Annotated in this window: 17 protein-coding genes; 4 read left to right on the forward strand and 13 right to left on the reverse strand. The window is 65.5% G+C overall.

Features of this window, described 5'->3' with window-relative positions; all coding sequences use genetic code 11:
• The 9 genes from QX121_RS31060 to QX121_RS31100 form a co-directional block, all read right to left on the reverse strand.
• The coding region (locus tag QX121_RS31060) for a class II aldolase/adducin family protein (RefSeq protein ID WP_315813858.1) at positions 1-272 on the reverse strand (272 nt) is incomplete at its 3' end.
• A gap of 18 nt (positions 273-290) precedes the next feature.
• Entirely contained in the window at positions 291-1,331 is a 1,041-nt protein-coding gene (locus QX121_RS31065) for a 2-hydroxyacid dehydrogenase (protein ID WP_315813859.1), read from the reverse strand.
• Positions 1,324-2,904 carry an FGGY-family carbohydrate kinase gene (locus tag QX121_RS31070; protein ID WP_315813860.1) on the reverse strand — a complete coding sequence of 527 codons (1,581 nt, stop codon included), beginning with the start codon at positions 2,902-2,904 and terminating at the stop codon, positions 1,324-1,326. The genes QX121_RS31065 and QX121_RS31070 overlap by 8 nt, the downstream gene beginning before the upstream one ends.
• 2 nt (positions 2,905-2,906) lie before the next feature.
• Entirely contained in the window at positions 2,907-4,016 is a 1,110-nt protein-coding gene (locus QX121_RS31075; protein ID WP_315813869.1) for an ABC transporter ATP-binding protein, read from the reverse strand.
• A gap of 15 nt (positions 4,017-4,031) precedes the next feature.
• Positions 4,032-5,135, reverse strand: coding sequence for an ABC transporter ATP-binding protein (locus QX121_RS31080; RefSeq protein WP_315813861.1), 1,104 nt, complete (start codon positions 5,133-5,135; stop codon positions 4,032-4,034).
• 6 nt (positions 5,136-5,141) lie between these two features.
• Positions 5,142-5,999: a carbohydrate ABC transporter permease gene (locus tag QX121_RS31085; RefSeq protein ID WP_315813862.1), complete on the reverse strand. Its 858-nt coding sequence runs from the start codon at positions 5,997-5,999 to the stop codon at positions 5,142-5,144.
• 12 nt (positions 6,000-6,011) lie between these two features.
• On the reverse strand, positions 6,012-6,944 hold the full coding sequence (locus QX121_RS31090) for a carbohydrate ABC transporter permease (protein WP_409999125.1): 933 nt from the start codon (positions 6,942-6,944) through the stop codon (positions 6,012-6,014).
• Positions 6,945-7,043: 99 nt separating this feature from the next.
• Positions 7,044-8,483 carry an extracellular solute-binding protein gene (locus QX121_RS31095; RefSeq protein WP_315741296.1) on the reverse strand — a complete coding sequence of 480 codons (1,440 nt, stop codon included), beginning with the start codon at positions 8,481-8,483 and terminating at the stop codon, positions 7,044-7,046.
• Between the two features lie 38 nt (positions 8,484-8,521).
• Positions 8,522-9,511, reverse strand: a complete 990-nt coding sequence (locus tag QX121_RS31100) for a sugar-binding transcriptional regulator (protein WP_315784636.1) — start codon at positions 9,509-9,511, stop codon at positions 8,522-8,524.
• Positions 9,512-9,691: 180 nt separating this feature from the next.
• Here QX121_RS31100 and QX121_RS31105 point away from each other — a divergent pair, with 180 nt between their 5' ends.
• Genes QX121_RS31105 through QX121_RS31115 form a run of 3 tightly spaced genes read left to right on the forward strand, consistent with a single transcriptional unit; the run spans position 9,692 to position 12,881 of the window.
• Positions 9,692-10,966 carry an FGGY-family carbohydrate kinase gene (locus QX121_RS31105; RefSeq protein ID WP_315784607.1) on the forward strand — a complete coding sequence of 425 codons (1,275 nt, stop codon included), beginning with the start codon at positions 9,692-9,694 and terminating at the stop codon, positions 10,964-10,966.
• Positions 10,963-11,832: a TIGR01459 family HAD-type hydrolase gene (locus QX121_RS31110; RefSeq protein WP_315784609.1), complete on the forward strand. Its 870-nt coding sequence runs from the start codon at positions 10,963-10,965 to the stop codon at positions 11,830-11,832. The genes QX121_RS31105 and QX121_RS31110 overlap by 4 nt, the downstream gene beginning before the upstream one ends.
• Positions 11,833-11,846: 14 nt before the next feature.
• Positions 11,847-12,881 carry a class II aldolase/adducin family protein gene (locus QX121_RS31115; RefSeq protein WP_315813863.1) on the forward strand — a complete coding sequence of 345 codons (1,035 nt, stop codon included), beginning with the start codon at positions 11,847-11,849 and terminating at the stop codon, positions 12,879-12,881.
• Between the two features lie 12 nt (positions 12,882-12,893).
• Here QX121_RS31115 and QX121_RS31120 read toward each other — a convergent pair whose 3' ends face one another.
• Positions 12,894-14,750, reverse strand: coding sequence for a tetratricopeptide repeat protein (locus tag QX121_RS31120; RefSeq protein ID WP_315813864.1), 1,857 nt, complete (start codon positions 14,748-14,750; stop codon positions 12,894-12,896).
• 143 nt (positions 14,751-14,893) lie between these two features.
• Between QX121_RS31120 and QX121_RS31125 the strand changes: the two genes are divergently transcribed.
• Entirely contained in the window at positions 14,894-15,283 is a 390-nt protein-coding gene (locus QX121_RS31125) for a hypothetical protein (protein WP_315813865.1), read from the forward strand.
• A 21-nt stretch (positions 15,284-15,304) separates the two neighbouring features.
• Here the strand turns inward: QX121_RS31125 and hemA are convergent, their stop codons facing one another.
• The 3 genes from hemA to QX121_RS31140 form a co-directional block, all read right to left on the reverse strand.
• Positions 15,305-16,570: a 5-aminolevulinate synthase gene (gene hemA / locus QX121_RS31130; protein WP_409999389.1), complete on the reverse strand. Its 1,266-nt coding sequence runs from the start codon at positions 16,568-16,570 to the stop codon at positions 15,305-15,307.
• 32 nt (positions 16,571-16,602) lie between these two features.
• The gene (locus tag QX121_RS31135; RefSeq protein WP_315813867.1) at positions 16,603-19,818 is read right to left on the reverse strand and encodes a hypothetical protein; all 3,216 of its coding nucleotides are present in this window, start codon (positions 19,816-19,818) and stop codon (positions 16,603-16,605) included.
• Positions 19,819-19,868: 50 nt separating this feature from the next.
• Positions 19,869-21,977: cytochrome c3 family protein (locus tag QX121_RS31140; protein ID WP_315813868.1), on the reverse strand; the 2,109-nt coding region annotated here is incomplete at its 5' end.

The raw sequence follows: 21,977 nt of genomic DNA on the forward strand, positions 1-21,977 counted from the left end.
TCCGGACGGCCGCGCATGATGTCGAGATGAAAGCGCCATTCCGTCGAGGGCTTCAACGGCCCCTCCCAGGAACCGTAGTCACCCTCGAGCGGCATCGAGGCGATCATCTCCGGCTTCATCGAGTCATAGGGCGTCGCCGAGGGCGTGATCAGCATGCGGTCCTTGTAGCGGGCGGAGATGTTGCCCGAGGTGCCTTGGTTCAAGCCCGACGCATTCATCCATCGGCATTTGGCGATGATGTTCTCGCGGATCAGCCGTTCCTCGCGATTCATGTCGAAAACCTTTCGTCGTCAGCAGGGATTGAGCGGCGGCTCGCCGGCGAGATAGCGGCGAACCTCTTCGGCCGCCTGGTCGGCGGCAAAGGTGACGGTGCGCACGGACGCGCCGGCGATGTGCGGCGTCAGCGTGACGTTGGGAAGCTGCAACAGCGGCCAGTCCGGCGGCGCCGGCTCGACGGCGAACGTATCGAGCATCGCACCGGCCAGTCGCTGCGAGCTGAGCGCGTCATGGAGCGCGTGATAGTCGACCAGCGGCCCGCGCGCCGTGTTGATCAGGATCGCGCCGGGCTTGATCCGGGCCAGCGCATCGCGATCGATGAAGCCGGTGGTTTCCGGCGTCACGCGGGCATGCAGGCTGACGACGTCGGCGCGCGCCAAGAGGTCGGCGAGCGCGACGTGCTCGACGCCGTCGTTGCGGTCCTCAGCGCTGAGCTGGACGTAGGGGTCGGTCACCAGGATCTTGCAGCCGAACGCCTTCAAGAGCTTGACCACGCGGGTGCCGATCGCGCCATAGCCGACGATGCCGACCGTCATTTCGCCGAGTTCGCGTCCCGTGCGATCGGCGCGGTAGAGATCGCCGCGCCATTGCCCGCCCCGCATCGACTCGTGGCCGCTACGGATCAACCGGGTCTCGGCGAGCATCGCGCCGATGGTGAATTCGGCCACCGCGCTCGCGTTGCGGCCGGGCGTATTGACGACCAACACGCCGTGATCGCGCGCGGCCTGCATGTCGACGTTGACGGGGCCGCCGCGCGACACGGCGATGAATTTCAGGCTCGGCAACCGCTGCAGCATCGCCCGCGAGATCGGAGCCAGATGCGTCACCAGCAGGGACGCCTCGCCGATGAAGTCCGCCAGTTCTTCGGGGTCGCCCATGAACTCCTTCAGCCCGTCGAGCTTGGAGCCGGCATAGCCGTGCTCCATCGGCTCATCCGGCCAGGGCTGCTCGAGCATGCGGATGTCGATGCCATCGCCGCAGGTGGCGGTGATGCGCTCGGCAAACACCGAGGGCAGCATGAAGCGGTCGCCGATAATGGCGATGGAGCTAGACATGATCGGCACCTGCGCGTTGTGCGGCGAGCTGCTTCCAGACCGGTCGCGCCGCGATGCGGGCCTCAACATAGGCCGGGAACAGCTGCGCATAGCGTTCCGCAAGCGCCGCATCCGGCGCTTGCGGCTCATCCAGATACGGTCTCACCCACTCCTCCGCGCAGATCATCATGTCCGAGTAGAGCCCGGTCGCGACCGCGGCGATCATCGCCGCCCCCGACGCGCCGGCCTCCTCGCGACGGCAGACTCGAATTGTGCTGCCGAGTGCCGCGCCGAGAATGGCACCAAGGGCGCGGCTGCGCGCCGCGCCCCCGGTCAGGCGAATTTCCGTCGGCAGCGGTCCCATCGCCGCGTAGCAGTCACGTGCGGCGAAGGCCAGTCCCTCCATCACGGCGCGCATTAGATCCCAGTAGCCGTGACGGGTGCGCAGGCCGACCAGTTGCGCAGACGCCTCGTGGGACACGAATGGTCCGCGCTCGCCAGCATCGGAGATGAAAGGGTGATAGAGCAGCTCGCCCGCCTTCGCCGCGAGCACGCGCTCGTCCAGCCGCCGGATCAGATCGTTGCGCGACCGCGCGATGCCTTCCATGGCGAGCACCCCGCGCGCGACATCGAGCAGCCAGTCGATGTTCAAGGTCGCGGCCATGGTCGACTGCATCTGCGCATAGTGGCCCGGCACCGGGAACGGCATCGTATAACCGGTCGCCTCGGCATTCAGCCTGACTGCATCGGCGCCGTTCACCAGCCGCATGTGCATGCCGGTCGAGCCGATGATGGTGCAGCCGACCTCCGGCGTGGGGTCATACAGCCCACCGCCGAGCGCATTGCAGATCACGTCGACATAGCCGAGCGACACCGGCACGTCGTCGGGCAAGCCCGTCTCGGCCGCAGCCGTTGCCGTCAAGCCATGCGTCGTCGCGACACCGTCGACGACATCTGGAAACAAGCGCGCGGCATCGGCGATGCCGATGAGACGCGCGGCCTCGCCGTCGAAGCCGCGCTTGCGAAAATCACCGCAGGAGAACGTCGCCTCGGAGGGATCGGTGACCCGCTCGCCGGTCAGCTTGAAGTAGAGCCAGTCCTTGCAGTGGAACGCCGTGCCCGCGCGTCCCAGCAACTCTTCGTCATGGGCCTGCAGCCAGGCCAGTTGCGCCCCCTGCTGGCAGGCGTTGAGCCCCGATCCGGTGCGCTGATAGTGCGCGACATTGCGCTCGCCGCCGCGGAAGGCTTGAACGAAACCTGCCGCACGCGAGTCGAGCCACAGCAGCGCGGGCGCGACGGGATGGCCATCCGCATCGATCAGCCAAGTGCCATCGCCCTGCCCCGTCACGGCGATCGCGGCGACCCGGTGAGCCAGATTCGGCAGCGCGCCGCTGAGGCCGCGCAAGGCCGCAACGGTGTCGGTCCAGGTCCGCTCCATGTCCTGCTCGACTCGGCCGCCCGGCAAGGTGGTGTAGCTGTTGGGAATCGCGAAATCCCCGAGCTGGCGGCCATCCCGCGAAAAGGCCACCGCCTTGATCACCGACGTCCCGGCGTCGATGCCGATGATCACGTCGCGAATCGCTCCGGAGGTCATATTCAACGCCCCTCCGCGTGGCGGACGCAGACGCCGTCGGCGCCGAAAACGTGGAGATGGCGTGACTCCAGCGCGCATGGCACGACGTCGCCCGGCCGCGCCACGACCCTGCTCGATGTCACGGCGACCAGCAGATGACCGGCGCACTCGCCCGCAATGTGCGACTGATCGCCGAGCCACTGGTTGGAGACGACGCGCAGCCGCGTTTCACCGCTGCCGATCGCGATCCGCTGCGGCCGGATGCCGACCTTGATCCGATCGGCCTGCACCAGCGCCTGTTGTCCCGTCACGTCCAACGTCTGCCCGGGAATGTGAAAGGCAACATCGGAGCCCACGGACAGACGGAAGCCGCCTTCCTCCTGCGTCACCGCGGTCTCCAGCAGGTTCATCGGCGGCTCGCCGATGAAGCTCGCGACGAACTGATTGGCCGGGCGGTTCTTCAGCTCGCGCTCGCTCGCGAACTGCTGCAGCACGCCGTCTTCCATGACAGCGATGCGATCGGCGAGCGCGCTCGCCTCGGTCTGGTCATGGGTGACGAAGATCGCCGTCATGCCACGTTCGGCGAGCAGGCCCTTGATGCGGCCGCGCACCACGGCGCGGAGCTGCGGCTCCAACTGCCCCATCGGCTCGTCCAGCAGATAGAGGTCGGCGTCGCGCACCAACGCGCGCGCCAGCGAGACGCGCTGCTGCTGCCCGCCGGAAAGCGCGCGCGGATGGCTATCGAGGATATCCTCGATCTCGACCAGTCGAGCGATGCTATCGACCCGATGAGCGATCTGGGCGCGCGAGAGCTGCTGCGCCTTCAGCGCGAAGCCAATGTTCTCGCGCACCGTGAGCGGCGGATACAGCGAATAGCCTTCGAACGCCATCGCCACCTTGCGCTTCGCCGGCGCCAGATCATGGATCGGCCGCTGTGCCAGCGCGATCGATCCCGAGCTGACGCTCTCGAACCCGGCGATCATGCGCAAAGTCGAGGTCTTGCCGCAGCCGGAAGAGCCGAGCAGCGCAACGATCTCGCCTGCTTTCACCTCCATATCGAGCGCGCGCACGGCATGGACCGGCGGCTTGCCCCGGCTGTGATAGACCTTGTCGACGTTGCGGATTTCGAGCATGCCCATGTCAGGTCCTCACGCCGCCTGCCGCCGCGGCGAAAGGCCAATGCGGTCTCCCGTCGCGTGGTCGAACAACAGCACCGCATCGGGCGCGAACCGCACGAACACGTCCTCGTCGGTATCCGCCTCCAGCGCCTCCGGCGCCAGCGCAGCCAGCCACTCGGATCCGTCGGCGAAGCGCAGCAGCACCACGGCGCGCTCGTGGATCGGCGTGACCGCGACGATCCGCGCCGGGATCGCACCCTCGCCGCCATCACGCGTCACCACGACATCGTCCGGCCGGACGCCAAGCCAGCAGCGCTCGCGCATATTGGTCGGCAAACCGTCCGCATCGAGCCGGATCAGCGCCCCGGCGACAGATGCGGTCAGTCGGCCCTGCTCCGCCACCGGCGTGACCTCGGCAAGGTTGATGCTGGGATCGCCGAACAGCCGCGCCACCGCGACCGAGGCGGGCCGCGCGTAGATTTCCTCGGGACGCGCCACCTGCATCAGACGGCCATTGATCAGCACCGCGATCCGATCGGCGATTGCCATCGCCTCGCGATAGTCCTGCGTGACATAGAGCACCGCCGCCGAGCTGCGGCGCAGCAGGCTCGGCAGCTCGAGGCGCATCTCGTAACGCAGCTTGGCATCGACATTGCGCAGGGGATCGTCGAGCAGCAGCACCTCAGGGTTGCCGATCAGCGCGCGCGCCAGCGCGGTGCGCTGCTTCTGGCCGTTGGACAGTTCACGAGGCTTGTGGCCGAGCACGTGCTCGATCTTCAACAGCCGGCTCATCGCCGTCACTTTCGCGGCGGTGTCGGCCGCCCCCGTCGCGCGCAGGCCGCTGGCGATATTGTCGCGCGCGCTCATATGCGGAAACAGCGCAAAATTCTGGAAGGCCATGCCGATGCCGCGCTGCTCCGGCGGGGCATCGACGATCGAGCGCCCGCCGACCAGGATGTCGCCATCGTCAGGCTCGAACATGCCGGCGATCATGCGCAGCAGCACGGTCTTGCCGCTGCCGGACGGACCGAACACTGCGACGATCTCGCCGGGCTCGACCGTCAGCGACACGCCTTTCGCGCAGCAAGCGGCGCCAAAGGTCTTGTCGACGGCTTTCAGTTCGAGACGCGCCATGTATCCTCAACCCTTGACCGCACCGAGCGACAGTCCTTCGACGAGATAACGCTGCGCGTAGAGCGCCAGCAGCAATGTCGGCGTAACCGACAGCACGATCGCGGCGGCGATCTGGCCGTACTGGATGCCGGACGCCGTCACGAAGGCGAGCGCGCCCACCGTCACCGGCTGCTTGTCGGCCGAGGCCAGGATCAGCGCGAAGACGAAATTGTTCCAGCAGAAAATGAAGGACAACAGCCCCGCCGCTGCGATCCCCGGCCCTGCCAGCGGCACCGCGATGCGTGTGAACGCCTCGCGCCAGGAGTGGCCGGCGAGCCGGTAGGCATGCTCGATATCCGGGCTGATGTCCTCGAAATAGCCGCGCACGATCCACAGAATCAACGGCAGCGCGATCAGCTGGTAGACCCAGACGATGCCGAAATACGTGTCGTTCAGGCCGAGCTGCTGGTAGTACAGCGACAGCGGCAGCAGCACCAGCAGCGGGGGCGCAAAGCGGAACGAGAGAAGCGTGAACGCAATGGCCTCGCCGAGCCTGAACTTGAAGCGCGCGAACGCATAGGCCGCGGGCACGCCGAGCAGCAAGGCCAGGATCACCGAGGCGCTCGACAGCACGAAGCTGTTCATCAGGTTGCGCATGAACGAGATCTGCAGATTGCCGGCCGCGGTGCGCAGCTGGCCCGAGATCAGCGCCTCGTAATTGGCGAATGTCGGCTCGAACAAGATGCGCGGCGGGATCCGCAGGATCTGCTCGTTGGTCTGGAACGACATCAGCAGGATCCAGACAATCGGAAACATGAAGAACACGAGCACCAGCGCGAGCGCAATGCCGCGAAAGATGCGTCCAGCCAGGCTGGAGTGATCCATGACGTCCCTCCCTCAGGCGTGACCGTGGGCGCGTGCGCGCAGCCGCAGCCAGTTCTTGATGAAGATGTTCGAGAGGATGTTGGTGATCAGCCACAGGATCATCAGCAGCGCCGCCGAGCGTCCGACATTGGTGTACTGGAAGAACTCGAGATAGGCCTGGACCTGGAACACCATCAGCCGGTCGCCGGGGCCGCCTTGCGTCATCGCATAGACGATGTCGAACTGCTGGATCGAATCGAGCAGCCGGAACAGCGAGGCGGTGATGATGTAGGGCGCGAGCATCGGCAGGGTGATGCGGAAGAACACGAAACTCGCCGGCACACCGTCGAGTGCGGCCGCCTCGAACGGCTGACGCGGCAGCGAGCGCAGACCGGCCAAGAGCAGGATCATGATGAAGGGCGTGTAGACCCAGACGTCGACCAGGACGACCGTGAACAGCGCGGTCGACGGATCGGAGGCCCATTTGAAGTCATGTGCGCCGAACAGGCCGACCAGATAGGACAGGATGCCGAAGCTCGGATTGGTCATCAGCTTCCACATCAAGGCGGCGATCGCCGGCGCCGTCATCAGCGGTAGCAGCAGCACGATCGAGACCGCGTTGTGGAAGCGCGTCGGCCGCCGCAGCAGCAGCGCGATGCCCAGGCCGAGCAGCAGCTCGGCGACGACTGTTACCGCGGTGTAGACGAGCGAGATCCGCAGCGTGTTCCAGAACGCCGGATCGGACAGGAAATCGATGTAGTTGTCGATGCCGATGAAGCCGCGCAGATATGGCAGATTGAGCCGGTAGCGCTGCAGAGAATAGACGGCCGCGGTGACGAACGGCACCAAGATGGCGATGCAGACCAGCAGGGCCGGCAGGCTCAACAGATACGGCAGCAGCCGCCCGCTCCAGCGTTTGGCGCGGCGCGGCACCGCATTGGTCTCGATAAGTTCAGCCATGCTCATGACAAGCGGGATCGCATCAGCGCGGGGATGGGCCGGTCCGGACGCCCGTGGGGGAGCGGCCGGACCGGCGGGTGGTCATGGAACGAGCGTCGCCCGGCTTCAGCCAAGGCCGGCCTGCTTCAACTGACGGTTGATGCTCTCGGCAAGCTTGTCGAGGCCCTCGTCGACGCTGATCTCCTTGGCCACCATCTTCTGCAGCGAGGCCGCCCACTCCGTCGTGAGATCGAAGAACAGCGGCTGCGCTGTGAAGTAGATCTTCGCACCGGGCGCCGAGAGGTCATGCTGCTCGAGATAGCCAGGATAGGACTTGGCGATCCGATCGCGGAACTCGCTGTCCTTCCACACCGAGGTGCGGACTGGATTGACGAAGTCCATCTTGCGGGCGCCGAACAGGTCGTGCTCGACGGAAGCCGCCCACTGCATGAAGGTCCACGCCGCATCCTTCTGCTTGGAGAAGCTCGACATCGCCAGCGACCAGATCCAGACGTTCGGCGTCGGCGCCTTGGCGGCCGGATTGGCCGCGAATGGCGCGTAGCCGAGATTGCCACGCTCCTTGTTCTCGCCGCCGTTCATGAAGTAGCCGAGAATGTCGGCGTCGAAGATCATGCCGGAAGCGCCGGCGCCGAGATCGGTGCCGACCTGGTACCAGGTGTAGGTCGACCAGTTCTTCGGACCCGAGCCCTGGATCATCTTGACCCACTTCTCGTGGAAATCCTTCGACGCCTTGGTGTTCATCGCGGCCTTGAGCTTGCCGCCCTCCATCACGAAGTCCTTCTGGCCGAAATTCGCGTAGGCCGACAGAAAGCCGGGATGGATGGTGGCCCAGGAGCGCGAGCCGCGCACGCCGACGCCATAGGGACCACCGGCGTCCTTGGTGATCTTGGCGGCGACGTCGAGCATATCGTCGAGGTTCTTCGGCGGCTTGACGCCGACCTTGTCGAAGATGTTGCGGTTATAGGTGATGTTGTTGAGCTCGTAGCCCCACGGGATGCACCATTGCTTGGCCTTGCCCGAGCCGAGCTCGGAGCCGGCGACGCCGTCCCAGGCGGTCGAGGAGCGCAGGCCGGGCAGCACGTCGTCCCAGGCGAACGCCGGATTGGTCTTGGCGGGATCCTTGATGTAGGTGTTGAGGTCCTCGATCCAGCCGGCCGGACCATAGGTCCAGGTCATGTAGGCGCCGGTCATGAAGGCGTCGTATTGATCGGACTTCGACGACAGCGCCGCCGTCACCTTGTCGAAATAGACGTCCTCCGGGAAGATGTCGTAGCTGACGTTCATGCCGGTCAGGCTCTTGAACGCCTCGATGTCGCCGATCATCGCATCGACATAGGGATGCTTGTTGAGGAGCAGCTTGACGGTCTTGCCGCTATGGGCCTTCCAGTTGAAATCCGCGGCCATCGCCCTCGACATCGCCGAGGCAAAGGCGGCATTGGCGGCGACACCGGCGATGCCGAGCTTGGCAGCGCCGTCGAGCAGATCACGCCGGCTGATGCGCTTGCCGGCATAGGACGCAAAGAGATTCTTCTCACGATCGTACATTCAACCCTCCCTTTGTTTTTTGTAGAGACGTGTTCGCGTTACCTGCCCTTCCGACTCTTGTTCTTGGCGTGGCCGGATGTTTTCTCCGGCTTGTCGGTAGCGAGTGCCTGAGCGGTTACCTCATCGATGATGAGACCGTTCAGGAAGCCGCTGCGCAGCACCGCGCGCAGGGCCGTGATCTTCGCCTGGCCGCCGCCGATGGCGACGATGCGGTGTTTCTTCAGATCGGCAGCGGCCATCGAGGTGGCGCGCGCCGAAAGATCGAGATCGAGCAGCTCGCCCTGGGCGTTGAAGAAATGCCCGAGCAGGTCGGCGCAGGCGCCGGCGCGCTTCAGCTCGACGACCTCGTCCGGCTTGATCATGCCGCTCGACACCAGGAAGCCGTCAGCGTGGATCTGGCCGATGCCGACGAACAGCAGCGACGCCCGCTGCGCCAGCGCGAACACGTCGGCAATGCCGAACTGCTGCATCAGCACGCGGCGGTCCGCGACCGAATTGGCGAACACGGGCACCGGCAGCAGATAGGCTTCGGCACCAGTGCGCTCGGCGAGACGATGGATCACGTCGAACGGGTTGGCGGCGAATTTGCGCGTGAGGCCGCCGAGCAGCGACACGAACTGCACGTCGCGCGCCGGGGTCTGCGGCAGCTGCGCCACCACCGCCGCAAGCGTGCGGCCATGGCCGACACCGATGATCTTGTCGTCGCCGCGCTCCAGCACCTGGCGCAGGAAGCTGGCGCCCTCCAGCGCCAGCGCCTTCAGCGGCAGATCGCCCTCGCCGAGATCCGGCGCGACGCGGCAGAAGGCGAGCCCGTAGCGCTCGGCCAGCGCGTTCTCCAGCGCGACGCATTCGGCGACGGGGCCCTCGACGAAGACGCGGATCATGCCCTCGCGGCTGGCGCGCGCGATCAGGCGGTGCGCCTTGGTGCTCTGGATGTTGAGCCGGTCGGCGACCTCCGACTGCGTCAGCCCGGCCGCGAAATACAGCCACGCGGCGCGCGTCGCGAGCGAGGCCTCGCCGTCCACCATGGGCGCCCTGTCGGAAGCTGTCGTCACGCCTGAATGCCTGCTTGCAAAATTCTTCACACCTTGCAAAAAATTGCAGACGCCGATCCGGCCGTCAATCCCCCAAACGTGCTGCAGCGCGTCAGGGACGACGCGCCGGGCGAGCACAGGCATGCTCGTCGGCGCACAACGGGATGAGGTCGCATGACGGAGTTGTTTGTCGGCATCGACGTGGGCACGAGCGGTGTGCGCGCCTGCGCCGTCGATAACAGCGGCGAGATCAAGGGCGCAGCCGCTGTTCCGCTCATCGCGCCGCATCAGGACGGCAACGCCATCGACCAGGATCCCGAGCTGTGGTGGCAGGCGACGGTCGCGGCGCTCGACAAGCTCGGCAGGATCGTCGATCTCGGCGCCGTCGCGCGCATCGCAGTCGACGGCACCTCCGGCACCTTGCTGCTGATCGACGCCGACGGGCGGCCCCGCTCGCTCGGCCTGATGTACAATGATGCCCGCGCGGTCGACGAGGCCAGGCGCATCGCAGCCGTCGCACCGCCCGAGAGCGGTGCGCATGGCACGAGCAGCCCGCTCGCCAAGCTGCTGCATCTGCTCGCCTCCACCAGCGGCGCGCGGCGTGCCGTGCACCAGGCCGACTGGATCGCCGGACGCCTCGCCGGCCATCACGGCGTCAGCGATGAGAACAACGCCCTGAAGCTCGGCTATGACCCCGTCAGGCGCGAATGGCCGCCGTGGATCGATCAGCTCGGCGTTCCACGCGACGTGCTGCCGAGCATTCTGGTGCCGGGCACGCCGTTCGCCGATATCGATCCAGCCATCGCGCGCTCGCTCGGTCTGTCCCCATCGACGCGCATCGTCGCCGGCACGACCGACGGCGTCGCCGCCTTCATCGCCACCGGCGCTGATACGCCGGGCGATGCGGTGACCTCGCTCGGCACCACGCTGGTGGTGAAGCTGGTCGCGACGCAGCCGATTTTCGCCGCCGATCAGGGCGTGTACTCGCACCGCCTCGGCGACAAATGGCTCGCCGGCGGCGCATCGAATTCCGGCGGCGCCGCGCTGCTTGCGCATTTCACCACCGACGCCATGGATCGCATGACACCACTACTGCGCCCGGACGAGCCCACCGGGCTCGACTACTATCCGCTGCAAAAACCCGGCGAACGCTTTCCGATCGCAGATCCCGCGCTGGCGCCGCGGATCACGCCACGGCCGGCCGAGGATCATCGCTTCTTCCAGGCGCTGCTCGAAGGAATTGCTGGCGTAGAAGCGCTGGCCTATCGGCGCCTGCACGCGCTCGGCGCGCCGGCGCTGCGGCGGGTGATCAGCATCGGCGGCGGTGCCCGGAACGAAGCCTGGACCGATATCCGCCGGCGCATCGTCGGCGTGCCCGTCAGCGCCGCCGCGCAGACCGAAGCGAGCTACGGCACGGCGCTGCTGGCGCTGCAGGGACCGCCGCGATGACGCCGGCGGCGTGCGAGATCAGCGGCCTGTCCGCCATCGCCGACAGGTTCGATCACGTGCTGCTCGACCAATGGGGCACGTTGCATGACGGAAGGACGGTGCTTACCGCTGCGCATGACTGCGTCCTGCGGCTGCGCGAGGCCGGCAAGCATATCCTGGTGCTGTCGAACTCCGGCAAGCGCGCGAGCGCCAATGCCGAGCGCCTCGCCCGGCTCGGCCTGCCGCGCTCGACCTATGACGGCATTCTCACCTCGGGCGAGGTGACCTGGACCGGCCTGCGCGACAGAACCCGCGCGCCCTTCACCGATTGTGGCAATGCCTGCTTCCTGATCACCAGGGGCGGCGACCGCTCGTTGATCGACGGGCTGGATCTCGTCATCGTGACGGATATGCGCGACGCCGATTTCATCCTGCTCGGCGGCCTTGATGACGACCTCGCCGAGCCGGACCTCTGGCGCGATCAATTCACCGGAGCGGCGGCGCGAGGCTTGCCGATGATCTGCGCCAATCCCGACCTGATGATGTTCGGCGCGAGCGGCCTCGTGCCTGCGCCCGGCACGCTGGCGCGCGCCTATGAGTGGCTCGGCGGCCCGGTGAGCTTCGTCGGCAAGCCGCATGCGCCGATCTTCGCGGCTGCGCTGGAGCAGCTCGGCCATCCGCATCCGCATCGCGTGCTGATGATCGGCGACTCGCTCGACCATGACGTCGCCGGCGCCCGCGCCGCAGGCCTGCAGAGCCTGCTGCTCGGCGATGGCGTGCATCGCACGACGCTGGCCGGTGCGCCCGACCTGGCTGCCGCGACGCGCAAGCTCGCGGCTTCGCCAGGCCGCATGCCGAATTGGACGATGCAGCACCTGGTGTGGTGAGAAGGAGACGCGAGATGCGCGAGCCTGCCGAGCTTGATGATTTGCGCCGGATGTCGGCGCGGGTCGGCCGCAACGTGGAGCTGGTGCAAGGCGCCGGCGGCAACTCCTCGCTCAAGCAGGATGATGTGCTGTGGGTGAAGGCGTCCGGCACCTGGCTTGCCGACGCCGACGCGAAGGACATCTTCGTGCCTGTCCTCCTGCCTGCGGCGCGCGATGCGCTCGCCGCTGATGACGAGCGCATTCCGCTGGCAGCCCCCGGCCCGCTACGCGCCTCGATCGAGACCGCGCTGCATGCGCTGCTGCCGCACCGGGTCGTGCTGCACGTGCATGCCGTCAACACCATCGCCTGGGCGGCACGGCGCGACGCACGCGATGAATTTTCGGCGCGACTGGTCGGGCTCTCCTGGCGCCATCTCGACTACTTTCATCCCGGGCTGCCGCTGGCGCGCGCGGTGAGTGCAATCGTCGCGCGCGAGCGCATCGACGTGCTGATCCTCGGCAATCACGGCCTCGTCGTCGGTGCCGAAAGCTGCGACCAGGCCGAGGCGCTGGTCCATGACGTCGAGCGCAGGCTGGCGCTGCCGGTGCGCCCGGCGCCCGCCGCCGACGCCGCGGCCTTGCGCCGCCTGTGCGCCGGCACCGCCTATCGCCCGCCGCACGACGCTGGTAGCCACGGCATCGCCACCGATCCGTTCAACCGCGCCATCGCAACCGGCGGCTCATTGTATCCGGATCACGTCGTGTTTCTCGGCCCGGGCCTGCCGACGATCGAGGGCGCCGACGGCCTCACCACGATGCTCGCGCGCGCGAAAGCGAGCCGCCTGCCCGCCCCCGTCGCAGCCCTCGCGCCGGGTCTCGGCGCCATCATCCGCAACGACGCCAGCCCGGGCGCCGAGGCCATGCTGAGCTGCCTCGCGCTCGTGACCAGCCGCCTGCCGCTGTCGGCCGATATCAGCTATCTCTCGTCGCAGCACGAGCAGATGCTGCTCGACTGGGACGCCGAACGTTACCGACAGCAGCTGACGGCAAGCCGCCAGTCGTCGAAGTGAAACGGCGACGGATCACGCGATCTCATCGCTCGACACCGGCGGGGACGGCGCCCCCACCACAATCAGCTTGTGAAGAGCATCTCCGACCTGATCAATGACTTCGCCCCAGTCGCGCCCTTCGCGCTGACGGAACAGACGCATGCTCGGGTACCAGACGCTATCGTCACGATCGAGCAGCCAGCGATAGTCCGGCGTATACGACAGAAGCGTCCAGGTGGGACGGCCGAGCGCGCCGGCGAGATGAGCGACACTGGTATCGACGGTGATCACGAGATCCAGACATGAGATCAGCGCGGCCGTGTCCGCGAAATCGGCAAGTTGGCCCGTCAGGTCCGCAATCCGGCTCGTCGCCTGGAGCACGGCTTTGTCTTCGGCCTTCGGCTCTTTCTGCAGGCTGATGAACGCCGCGTCCTCGCCGAGCAGGCGGGAAAACATGCGCAATGGGATGGAGCGATTGTGGTCGTCGAGATGATTGGGGTTGCCTGACCAGACCAGGCCGACGCGCAATTTCTCAGGCGCACCAAGGCGCTCTTGCCAGATTTGAATCCGATCCGGATCAGGCGCCGGCAAATACGACACCGGCGCTGGAATCGCGGCCAGTGTCGTCCGAAAGGCAAACGGCAGGCTCATGATCGGACAATGGATATCCACTCCCGCAAGGTCGGCGGCCTCCGAGACCGGAATGCACTGCGAAATGCCCGGCACATTCGACAACAGAGGTAGCAACGGCTTTTGAACGGCGAGGATGACGCGGGCGCCTAGCGCCAGGACCATCGGCACGTAACGGACAAACTGGATCGTATCGCCCAGTCCTTCGTCGGCTGCGATGACAATGGTTTTTCCAGCGATGCCGTCCTGGCCCAGCCACATGGGTTGCTGGAAGCGCGGATAAGAGCTCGGCAGGCTCCAACGGGCCTCCCGACCAGACCAGCCCGCGTCGAGATCCCCCAGCAACAGGTTCAAATGAGCCGTCCCAAGATCGGCCAGCGTGTCTCTCGGGTCGGCACGCTTCAACTGCCTGTAGACCTCGAACGCTTCGTCGAATCGACGCAGCTTCGTGAGCACAGAGGCCTTGTCGTGCAGCGCATCCCTGGAGCCAGGTTGCAAAGCCAGAGCTCGCTCGAACCATTGCAATGCTTCTTCGTCTCGGCGCATCGTCCGCAGGACAATGCCCGTCTTGACGCAGATGTCAGAGTTGCCGGGCTCGATCTCGTGGGCTCGCCGACAGATGGCAAGGGCCTCGTCGAAGCGCTTCAGGCCATTCAGAAGTGCACCACGCATCAACAACGTCGGTACATGGTTGGGCCGCAAGGCGTCGCTCAGATCGAGATAGGCGAGCGCTTCATCGATCCGCCCCAACCGTTGAAGCGCGATGCCGCACTGGTTTGCCGCGTCCCAATGCCTCGCATTCAGTTCCAGCACACGTTGGAAGCTCAACACAGCGTCGGCGAGCTGCTGCAGGCTGACAAGGGCATTGCCCCTCAGCATCCACAGATCGGCGCTTTCGAGACCGAGCGCCCTCGCCTTCTCGACGACCTTCATCACCTCATCCGAGCGTCCCTGGACCTGTAGCACCGTGCCAAGACTCAGGAAGTACTGCGGCTGAACATCCTGCTGGATCGCGCGGGATACCCACCGCAGTGCAGCTTCATACTGCTGTGCCTGCAGTGCAAGGATCCCTAGCAAGTTGAGGGTCGGCGCATGCCCTCCATCGATCGCAAGCGCCATATGACAACACCGCTCGGCGTCCGCATGTCGGCCATTGGCGACGTCACGCAAGGCAGCGTCATAGAAGTTCGCGGCACCATCGAGCTTGGCAGGTTGGAGCTTCACTTTGGTGGGCGAAGCTCGGCGCTCGCGACGGTTCATTGCTGCAATTCGTCCCAGTTACGATTTCAGCGTAATTGATTCTCATTCAGGCTGACAGTCGCAATTCTATCTCCGGCTGTGGTGAGGACCGCTCCGATTCTGCCTGCATTTCGTAGCATAAGAGCGCGGAAGACAACGATCCGATGACACGCTTCGTGGAAGTTAAACTCAATACAACCATCGCGAGCATGATCAAATCGGCGTGCAGGACAAGGGTGAGGACTTCTTCGGTGGCTACGCCTATACGAGGTCGGGGCCATCCGGCCGACCTCGAGATCATCACCGAAACGCCGGCGCATCTGCGCAAGTTTCACGATCCGGAATCGGGCCTGGCGCTGATGGCCGGATGCCTGGCATGGGCCGTCGGACAGCTCGGGCTCGTCGCCGGACACGGCCATCCGCAAACAACCGGAAACAGACTGGAAAGGAGGAGGGGTTGGATGGTGCGCTCGGAGCGGGAGAACACCTGCGTTCGTTCAGTAGCTGAAGCAGGACCGCCTTTCCGCACACCGGCCGGACGTGCCGATTTCTGATCCAATCTTTCGCCGGCAGCGCTATGGCGCTTCATGCCCACGTGTGAAGCCGCTCTCCCGGCGGTAACAGAGATGGAGTTTGTCCCACACCTTCATCATCGCATGGACCAGTTGGTCCATGAGCGCGTCGTCGTGATAGGGCGTAGGTGTAAGACGCAGGCGTTCCATTCCTCGCGGGACAGTGGGGTAATTGATCGGCTGGATATAGATGCCATGCTCCGACATCAGCAGGTCCGAAGCCGCCCTGCACTTCTCGGGATCGCCGACATGCACCGGCACGATATGGCTCTCGCTCGGCATCACCGGCAGGTCTGCTGCCGTCAGGACGGACTTCAGCCGCGCTGCACGATCCTGATGCCGGACGCGCTCCGCTGTCGAGGCTTTCAGATGCCGGATTGCAGCGGTCGCGGCTGCGCAGACCGGAGGCGGCAATGCCGTCGTGAAGATGAAACCGGGGGCGTAGGAACGCACCGCATCGATCAGGTTCGCCCCAGCCGCAAGATAGCCGCCGAGACAGCCATAGGCCTTTGCGAGCGTGCCCTCAACAATGTCGATCCTTTCCATGACCCCGTCGCGCTCAGCTATGCCGCCGCCGCGCGGGCCATACATCCCGACCGCGTGCACCTCGTCGACATAGGTCAGTGCGCCGTAGCGCTCGGCCAAGTCGCAAATTCGATGCAGAGGCGCGATATCCCCGTCCATCGAGTAGAGGCTCTCGCACACGATGAGCTTTGGCCTTTCGGGATCTGCCGCCCGCAGCAGCCGTTCGAGATGCTCAGGATCATTGTGCTGCCAGATCTGCTTCTCAGCGCCGGCCTTGCGAACACCCTCGATCATGGAGTTGTGGTTCAACGCGTCGGAAAGCAGCAAACACCCAGGCAACAGCTTGGCGATCGTCGATATCCCCGCCTCGTTGGAAACGTAGCCGGAGGTAAACACCAGCGCGGCTTCCTTGCCGTGGAGATCAGCCAGCTCCTGCTCGAGCGCGACGAGCGGATGGTTCGTTCCCGCGATGTTACGGGTGCCCCCGGCTCCTGTGCCCATGCGCGATACGGCATCGATCATGGCTCCCATGACCTTCGGGTGCTGGCTCATGCCCAGATAATCGTTCGAGCACCAGATCACAACCTCACGCTTGCCCTCCCCCGAATGCCAGATCGCATAGGGATAGCGCCCCGCCTGGCGTTCAAGATCCGCAAAGACACGATAGCGCCGTTCCTGATGCAGTCGATCCAGCGCACCGCGGAACATCGCGTCATATTCAGGGAGGAGGCTCAACGGCCGCATCTGGTAGTTCATGATTGGACGACTCCTGCCGACTATTTTGCCCGATTGAACTGGTAGGAGCCCTGCAGGAAGACGCCATAGCGCTCCGTCGTATATCTCAGGACCTGATTGAAGGAATCGACCGCATTGGTGCTGAGATGCCACCAGCGTCCGCCGATGCCGATGCGGAAATTGTCGGTCAACTGGTAGTTCAGCACGGTCTCGGCCTGGAATCCGGATCCTTGTCCTGAGGCAGGATCGCGCCCGAACGTGAAATAGTGCGTGTCGATCGCATTCTGCGAAGTCCAGACATAAGCGGCCTCCGCCTGCCAGCTCAGCCGGTCAGACAGCCGCGTGTCGAGTGAGACACCGGCCCGTCCGCTATGCCAGCGATCCTGCTCGGTCACCACCTTGACGCCTGCCCCAAGAGCCGGACTGCAGATCGTCGGATTGCCACCCACCTGGGTGCAGCCCCGCGCGTCGACCGTTTCTGTCCAATATTGATAGCCGACGAAGGCACCAAGCCGGAAACGCTCCGTCTCCAGCAGATTGAAACCGACATCGAGATTTGCGTATTGCAGCCGCCCGCCCACGCTGCTGACGGTCTTGGATGACGGATTGACGAAAGGAGCAAAGTCCTCATCGACGAGAGTGCCCGAGCTGATCTTGCCCGCCCCGAAATAGCCCTTCAGAAACATGTTGGTGAACGGGCCGTCGAGCGCATCGACCCTGAAGAACATCTCGCCGCTGTGCCCGGTCATTCCGCCATAAGCGAGCCGGGAGACCTGAAGCGTCGCTGCCTGATCGGCGAAATAGCGGTAGCGATTCTGCCCCGAGCTGAACCAGTAGCGCACTCCGGTCTCCAGCATATAGGACGGCAGGATCGACGCGCGCGACTGCAGCGGCATATCGCCCGAGCCCGCGCCCTGGCCGCCTTGCAACGCTGCAGGCCTGGCCCAGGCGCAGCTGACGATCGAGGCGTTGCACTTCGTGACACCGTCGGCGTTGAAATCGCGCCGCAACGTGACCGTCGCGAACAGGTCCTTTGTCGTCGTCTTGACGTTGGCCAGCGTGCTGTCGACGAACCGGTAGCCAACCTCTGTTTCCAAGCTGATCTCCTTCGACCAGAGATAGCTGACCAGCAACGACGGCAGGATCGTGTATTCCTTCAAGTCAGTCCGGGTGCCGGACCTGTAGCCCATCCGCAGCCGCGGGCTGATGGCGAGATCGGGCGTGATCGGGTAGCGCGAGGCAAGATCCAGCACATAGAACTTCGAGTCCGCCAGGCTCGCGTAGCGTAGCGCGCCCATGAACAGATCGCCCGGCTTGATGATGCTGTTCCCGGTCAACTGAGCCGACAGATAATATTCGAGACCGCTCGCCGGCGTGCCGTCGACGCCGCCGGACGGCAGCGTGCCGGTCAGATTGGTCACCGTGGCATCGGCGGCGACCTGCCAGGTCTCGTTCAGGGGCCGCGAATAGCTCACCATCGCCGACTGGAATGTCGGCGTGCGGTCGATCGCGAGCTGCCTGATGTCGCCTGCGGTATTGAACTTCATCATGTCGTAGAGCGTGAGGAACGGCTGCCCCTGCAACGCATTCCATGTCGAGAGAAATGGAACTCTTCGATAATCGAACGAGGCGTTGATGACCGACTTGTCCTCGAACGTATACGTTCCCGAGAACACGGCGGCATTGAGCGCGCGGAAATGCGTGTCGTAGTCGATCAGGCCGAGCAGCGACTTGTTGGTGTCGAAATAGCGGAATTCCGCGCCGATGGCCTGGCGGTCGACGATGTTGCGGTCGTATTGCGTGATCAGGTAGACGGTGGTCTCGAGCCCGCCGAGGATCTTGCCAAAATCGATGCTTGCCCCATAGAGCGTCTTGCCATCCTTGAACGGTGCGTCGAAACGGCTCCAGTTCGGCGAGCCCGCGAGCACGTTCAAGCGCAGCCCGGGGCTCTTCTGCCAACTCAGCACCGCGCCGTCGAAACGGCCGATCACGCCGCCGGTGTTGCGGGATTGCCGTCCGACACGCAAGGTCACGTCGGCTTCCTTCAGCGTGTAATCGACTTGCGCGGTCGAGACGCCATACTTGTCATTGCCCGTATCGAATTGGCGCTCGTGGGTGAACGCCAGCTTGAACTTGGTCCTGATGCGATCGTTGTCCGCCGTGCCCAGGAAGTCGAAATTGGTCAGCAGCGTGTTCTGGTGCACCCGGTGGGCATCGGGATCTGCATTCGGGTTCGGCGCGATGGCCCTGTCCTTGACGGCGCTGGTGCTGTCATTGGTGATGAAGGTGGTCGAGAGGCTGCCCGACATCGACCAGCGCGTATCGCCGTTTGGCCCTGCCGACTTGGTTGGCATCCCTGCCCCCATGTCTCCGCCATCGGAGTTGGCCGGAGACATGTCGCGCGGCCGTGCCGGCGCGCTGCTGGTTGCGGTCAGAAGCGCAGCGAGCCGCTGCCTCACCCGCTCAGCGCCCTCGCCGTTCGGATAACGGCGCAGATAGTCCTCAAATTCGGCCTGGGCTGCAGCGGTCTGCCCGGCCTTCTGGCGCGCGACGCCGAGCAGCTCCTGCGCCTCTGCGCTCGAGCCGGTCTCAGGGAGTTTCAGCACCTTCTTCAGAAGGTCGATCGCGGCGTTGAAATTGCCTTTCTTGATCGATGCGCGCGCCTCGTCCATCGAGGCCTCCGCAAACCGGATGTCCGCCGCGGACGCCTGCTGCATCGTGCGATTGTCGTTGCGGACCGACGCCGCCGCACCGGGGATCGCAACCGGTTTCGGCGCATCCGGAGCGGCTACGCTCGGCACCAGGGCCTTCACCTTGCACGCCGACACCGGGCCCTTCCGGGCAATCACGATCGTGACCTGCTCGAAGCTGCCGGATTGCACGATCTGATAGGTGAACTCGCCAGCAAACTGAGCGACGAGGATCGGTCCTCTGTTCTGATCGAGCGTCAGATAGACGTCCTGGATGCCGGAGCCCTGGGCATTGTCGACCCGCACGCCCTCTCGTCTGACCAGACGCCGCGTGATGACGGCGTCCCGATCGACCAATTGTAGCGAGACGCTGAGCTGGCTGCCCTTATCCAGCGGAAAATGCCCAGTGTAGCGCACGCGAGCATGAAAGTTGACGCGCAGCAGGCTGCAGTTGCCGATCGTCGTGGCGTTTGCACTGGCAACGAACTGATCGATGACCGGCTGCGCCGGTGCGACGCCGAAGGCTCCGTCGAGCAGGATTGCGATCAGGCCGGACAGCAGAGTCATCGCCCATCGGGTCGACCTCGCTGCTGCTGCTTGACTGAAGCGGCAGCTCATCACCAGCCGCCTCCATTGACCCGGTGCTGCCGCTGGCGACGGGTGATGATGGCGGTCTGCGACTTGTCGGCATAGATGTGACACGCGCCGGTGCAGTCCTTGAGCTCGGCGACGGTGTAGTCCATCGGCGCCGGCTTCACGAGCTTGGCATGCTGCTGCGGCCGGAAATCACCCGCGTGACAGGCGGCGCAGTCGGGCTTGTAGGCCGCGAACTTGAACACGACGGCTTGCGAATTGCCGCTGTGGCAGGCGGTGCAGCCAATGGCGGCGCTATGGTTCGGATAGCTTGCCGACATGTGCCGGTAGTTGACCGAACTCCAGCTGACCGTCCGATGGCAGCTCTCGCAGGGGACGTTGGTCACGAAGTGCTTCGGCGATTTGCCGGTGGCATTGGAGCCGTTGTGACAGCTGGCGCACGGCGCAGTCAGGCTGGCGTGATCCATCCGTGCGCCCGAGAACGACACGGTGTTCTTGTGGCAGCTTTCGCATGGCGCGCTGGTGACCACGTGGCGCGGCGGCTTGCCGCCGGCTGATGATCCGTTGTGGCAGGTCGCGCAGGCCGCCATCGTACCGGTGTGACTGAAGCGGGCTCCGCTGAATGTCGTCGTGCTCTTGTGGCAGGTCTCGCACGGCGCATTGGTCGCAACGTGCTTCTGCGGCTTGCCGGTCGCGGCCATGCCGTTGTGACAGCTCGCGCAGGCCGCCATCGTGCCGGTGTGACTGAAGCGGGCTCCACCGAATGTCGTCGTGCTCTTGTGGCAGGTCTCGCACGGCGCATTGGTCGCGACGTGCTTCTGCGGCTTGCCGGTCGCGGCCATGCCGTTGTGGCAGCTCGCGCAGGCCGCCGTCGTCCCGGTGTGGCTGAAGCGGGCTCCGCTGAACGTCGTCGTGCTCTTGTGGCAGGTCTCGCACGGCGCATTGGTCGCGACGTGCTTCTGCGGCTTGCCGGTCGCGGCCATGCCGTTGTGACAGCTCGCGCAGGCCGCTGTCGTCCCGGTGTGGCTGAAGCGGGCTCCGCTGAACGTCGTCGTGCTCTTGTGGCAGGTCTCGCACGGCGCCGCAGTCGCAATGTGCTTCGACGGCTTGCCAGGCGCACTCATGCCGTTGTGGCAGGATGCGCACGGCCCCTGCGCCGTCATGTGGTTGAATCTCGAGCCGGCCTCCGTGGCGCTCGAGCCGGCAAGCCCTGCCCTCGGATTGACCGTCGGCAGCAGCGATGGAACCCGACCCGCGTTCTGCGACTCCATTGCATCAGGATTGGCGGCACCGATCGAAGGCAGGAGCTTGCTGCGCGGATCGTTCGGCACAGGCGCTGAAGGGGCGGATGTCATCCGCGGGAGAGTGCTCAGCGGCTGCGACACCGACGCCGCGTCACCAGCTTTCGCCGCGCCGTCGGGTTTGGAGGCGGCAGGCGCACCGGCCGGGGCCCCTGCTCGAGGATCGGTCGTCGCGGCCGCCGACGTCGCAGCTGTATTCGCCAGCGGCTTGCTGCTGAACAAGAGCGTCGAACTGGATGGTGCGGCAGGCTTCGCAGCCGCGCCGGCCGCCGCCGTGGCCGGCGCTGCGCTCGTGCCCGATGCGGACTCGGGAGTCGTGGCCGCCGTCATCGTCCGGTTGGCGGTCGTGGCTGGCGTCACCGCCTTGGCGACGGGCGCCTGAGCGGGGACCACCGACCTGGCCGTGGTCGAGCAACCCGCGGCCGGCTTCTGCGGGTCGTCGTCCCAGGTCGAGAAGTTGGCGGCAGCGCGCACGTGGCAGCAGCCGCAATCCTGTGACTTGGCACTGTGATCCGGCCCCTGCGCGCCTCTGCGGCCCTGGCTGCGATAGGCGCCATTGTGACAGCTGTCGCAGCGCGTCGCATGCACGGCGGTATGGCTCATCGTGTAGGTGGCGAAGCTCGCCGCGGTGTTGGTGTGGCAGTTCGAGCACTGGACGCCGGTCACCGGAATGTGCGGCGGCGTGGTCAACCCCTTCGCGCTCGAGCCATTGTGACAGGCGGAGCAATTGGTGTTGGCCGCGGAGTGGGTGAACGCCGCGCCGCCCCAGCTGGTGAAGCCGCCCGAGGCCGCCTTGGCGTGGCAGCTGACGCAGTCGGCGCCACCGGTGGC

The organism is Bradyrhizobium sp. SZCCHNR2028 (genome assembly GCF_032380995.1).
Lineage (GTDB): Bacteria > Pseudomonadota > Alphaproteobacteria > Rhizobiales > Xanthobacteraceae > Bradyrhizobium.

Excerpts from the sequence above, each read along its gene's own strand:
- QX121_RS31065 (WP_315813859.1), bottom strand. The coding sequence starts at position 1,331 with ATGTCTAGCTCCATCGCCATTATCGGCGACCGCTTCATGCTGCCCTCG.
- QX121_RS31070 (WP_315813860.1), bottom strand. The coding sequence starts at position 2,904 with ATGACCTCCGGAGCGATTCGCGACGTGATCATCGGCATCGACGCCGGG.
- QX121_RS31075 (WP_315813869.1), bottom strand. The coding sequence starts at position 4,016 with ATGCTCGAAATCCGCAACGTCGACAAGGTCTATCACAGCCGGGGCAAG.
- QX121_RS31080 (WP_315813861.1), bottom strand. The coding sequence starts at position 5,135 with ATGGCGCGTCTCGAACTGAAAGCCGTCGACAAGACCTTTGGCGCCGCT.
- QX121_RS31085 (WP_315813862.1), bottom strand. The coding sequence starts at position 5,999 with ATGGATCACTCCAGCCTGGCTGGACGCATCTTTCGCGGCATTGCGCTC.
- QX121_RS31090 (WP_409999125.1), bottom strand. The coding sequence starts at position 6,944 with ATGAGCATGGCTGAACTTATCGAGACCAATGCGGTGCCGCGCCGCGCC.
- QX121_RS31095 (WP_315741296.1), bottom strand. The coding sequence starts at position 8,483 with ATGTACGATCGTGAGAAGAATCTCTTTGCGTCCTATGCCGGCAAGCGC.
- QX121_RS31100 (WP_315784636.1), bottom strand. The coding sequence starts at position 9,511 with ATGGTGGACGGCGAGGCCTCGCTCGCGACGCGCGCCGCGTGGCTGTAT.
- QX121_RS31105 (WP_315784607.1), top strand. The coding sequence starts at position 9,692 with ATGACGGAGTTGTTTGTCGGCATCGACGTGGGCACGAGCGGTGTGCGC.
- QX121_RS31110 (WP_315784609.1), top strand. The coding sequence starts at position 10,963 with ATGACGCCGGCGGCGTGCGAGATCAGCGGCCTGTCCGCCATCGCCGAC.
- QX121_RS31115 (WP_315813863.1), top strand. The coding sequence starts at position 11,847 with ATGCGCGAGCCTGCCGAGCTTGATGATTTGCGCCGGATGTCGGCGCGG.
- QX121_RS31120 (WP_315813864.1), bottom strand. The coding sequence starts at position 14,750 with ATGAACCGTCGCGAGCGCCGAGCTTCGCCCACCAAAGTGAAGCTCCAA.
- QX121_RS31125 (WP_315813865.1), top strand. The coding sequence starts at position 14,894 with ATGACACGCTTCGTGGAAGTTAAACTCAATACAACCATCGCGAGCATG.
- hemA (WP_409999389.1), bottom strand. The coding sequence starts at position 16,570 with ATGCGGCCGTTGAGCCTCCTCCCTGAATATGACGCGATGTTCCGCGGT.
- QX121_RS31135 (WP_315813867.1), bottom strand. The coding sequence starts at position 19,818 with ATGACTCTGCTGTCCGGCCTGATCGCAATCCTGCTCGACGGAGCCTTC.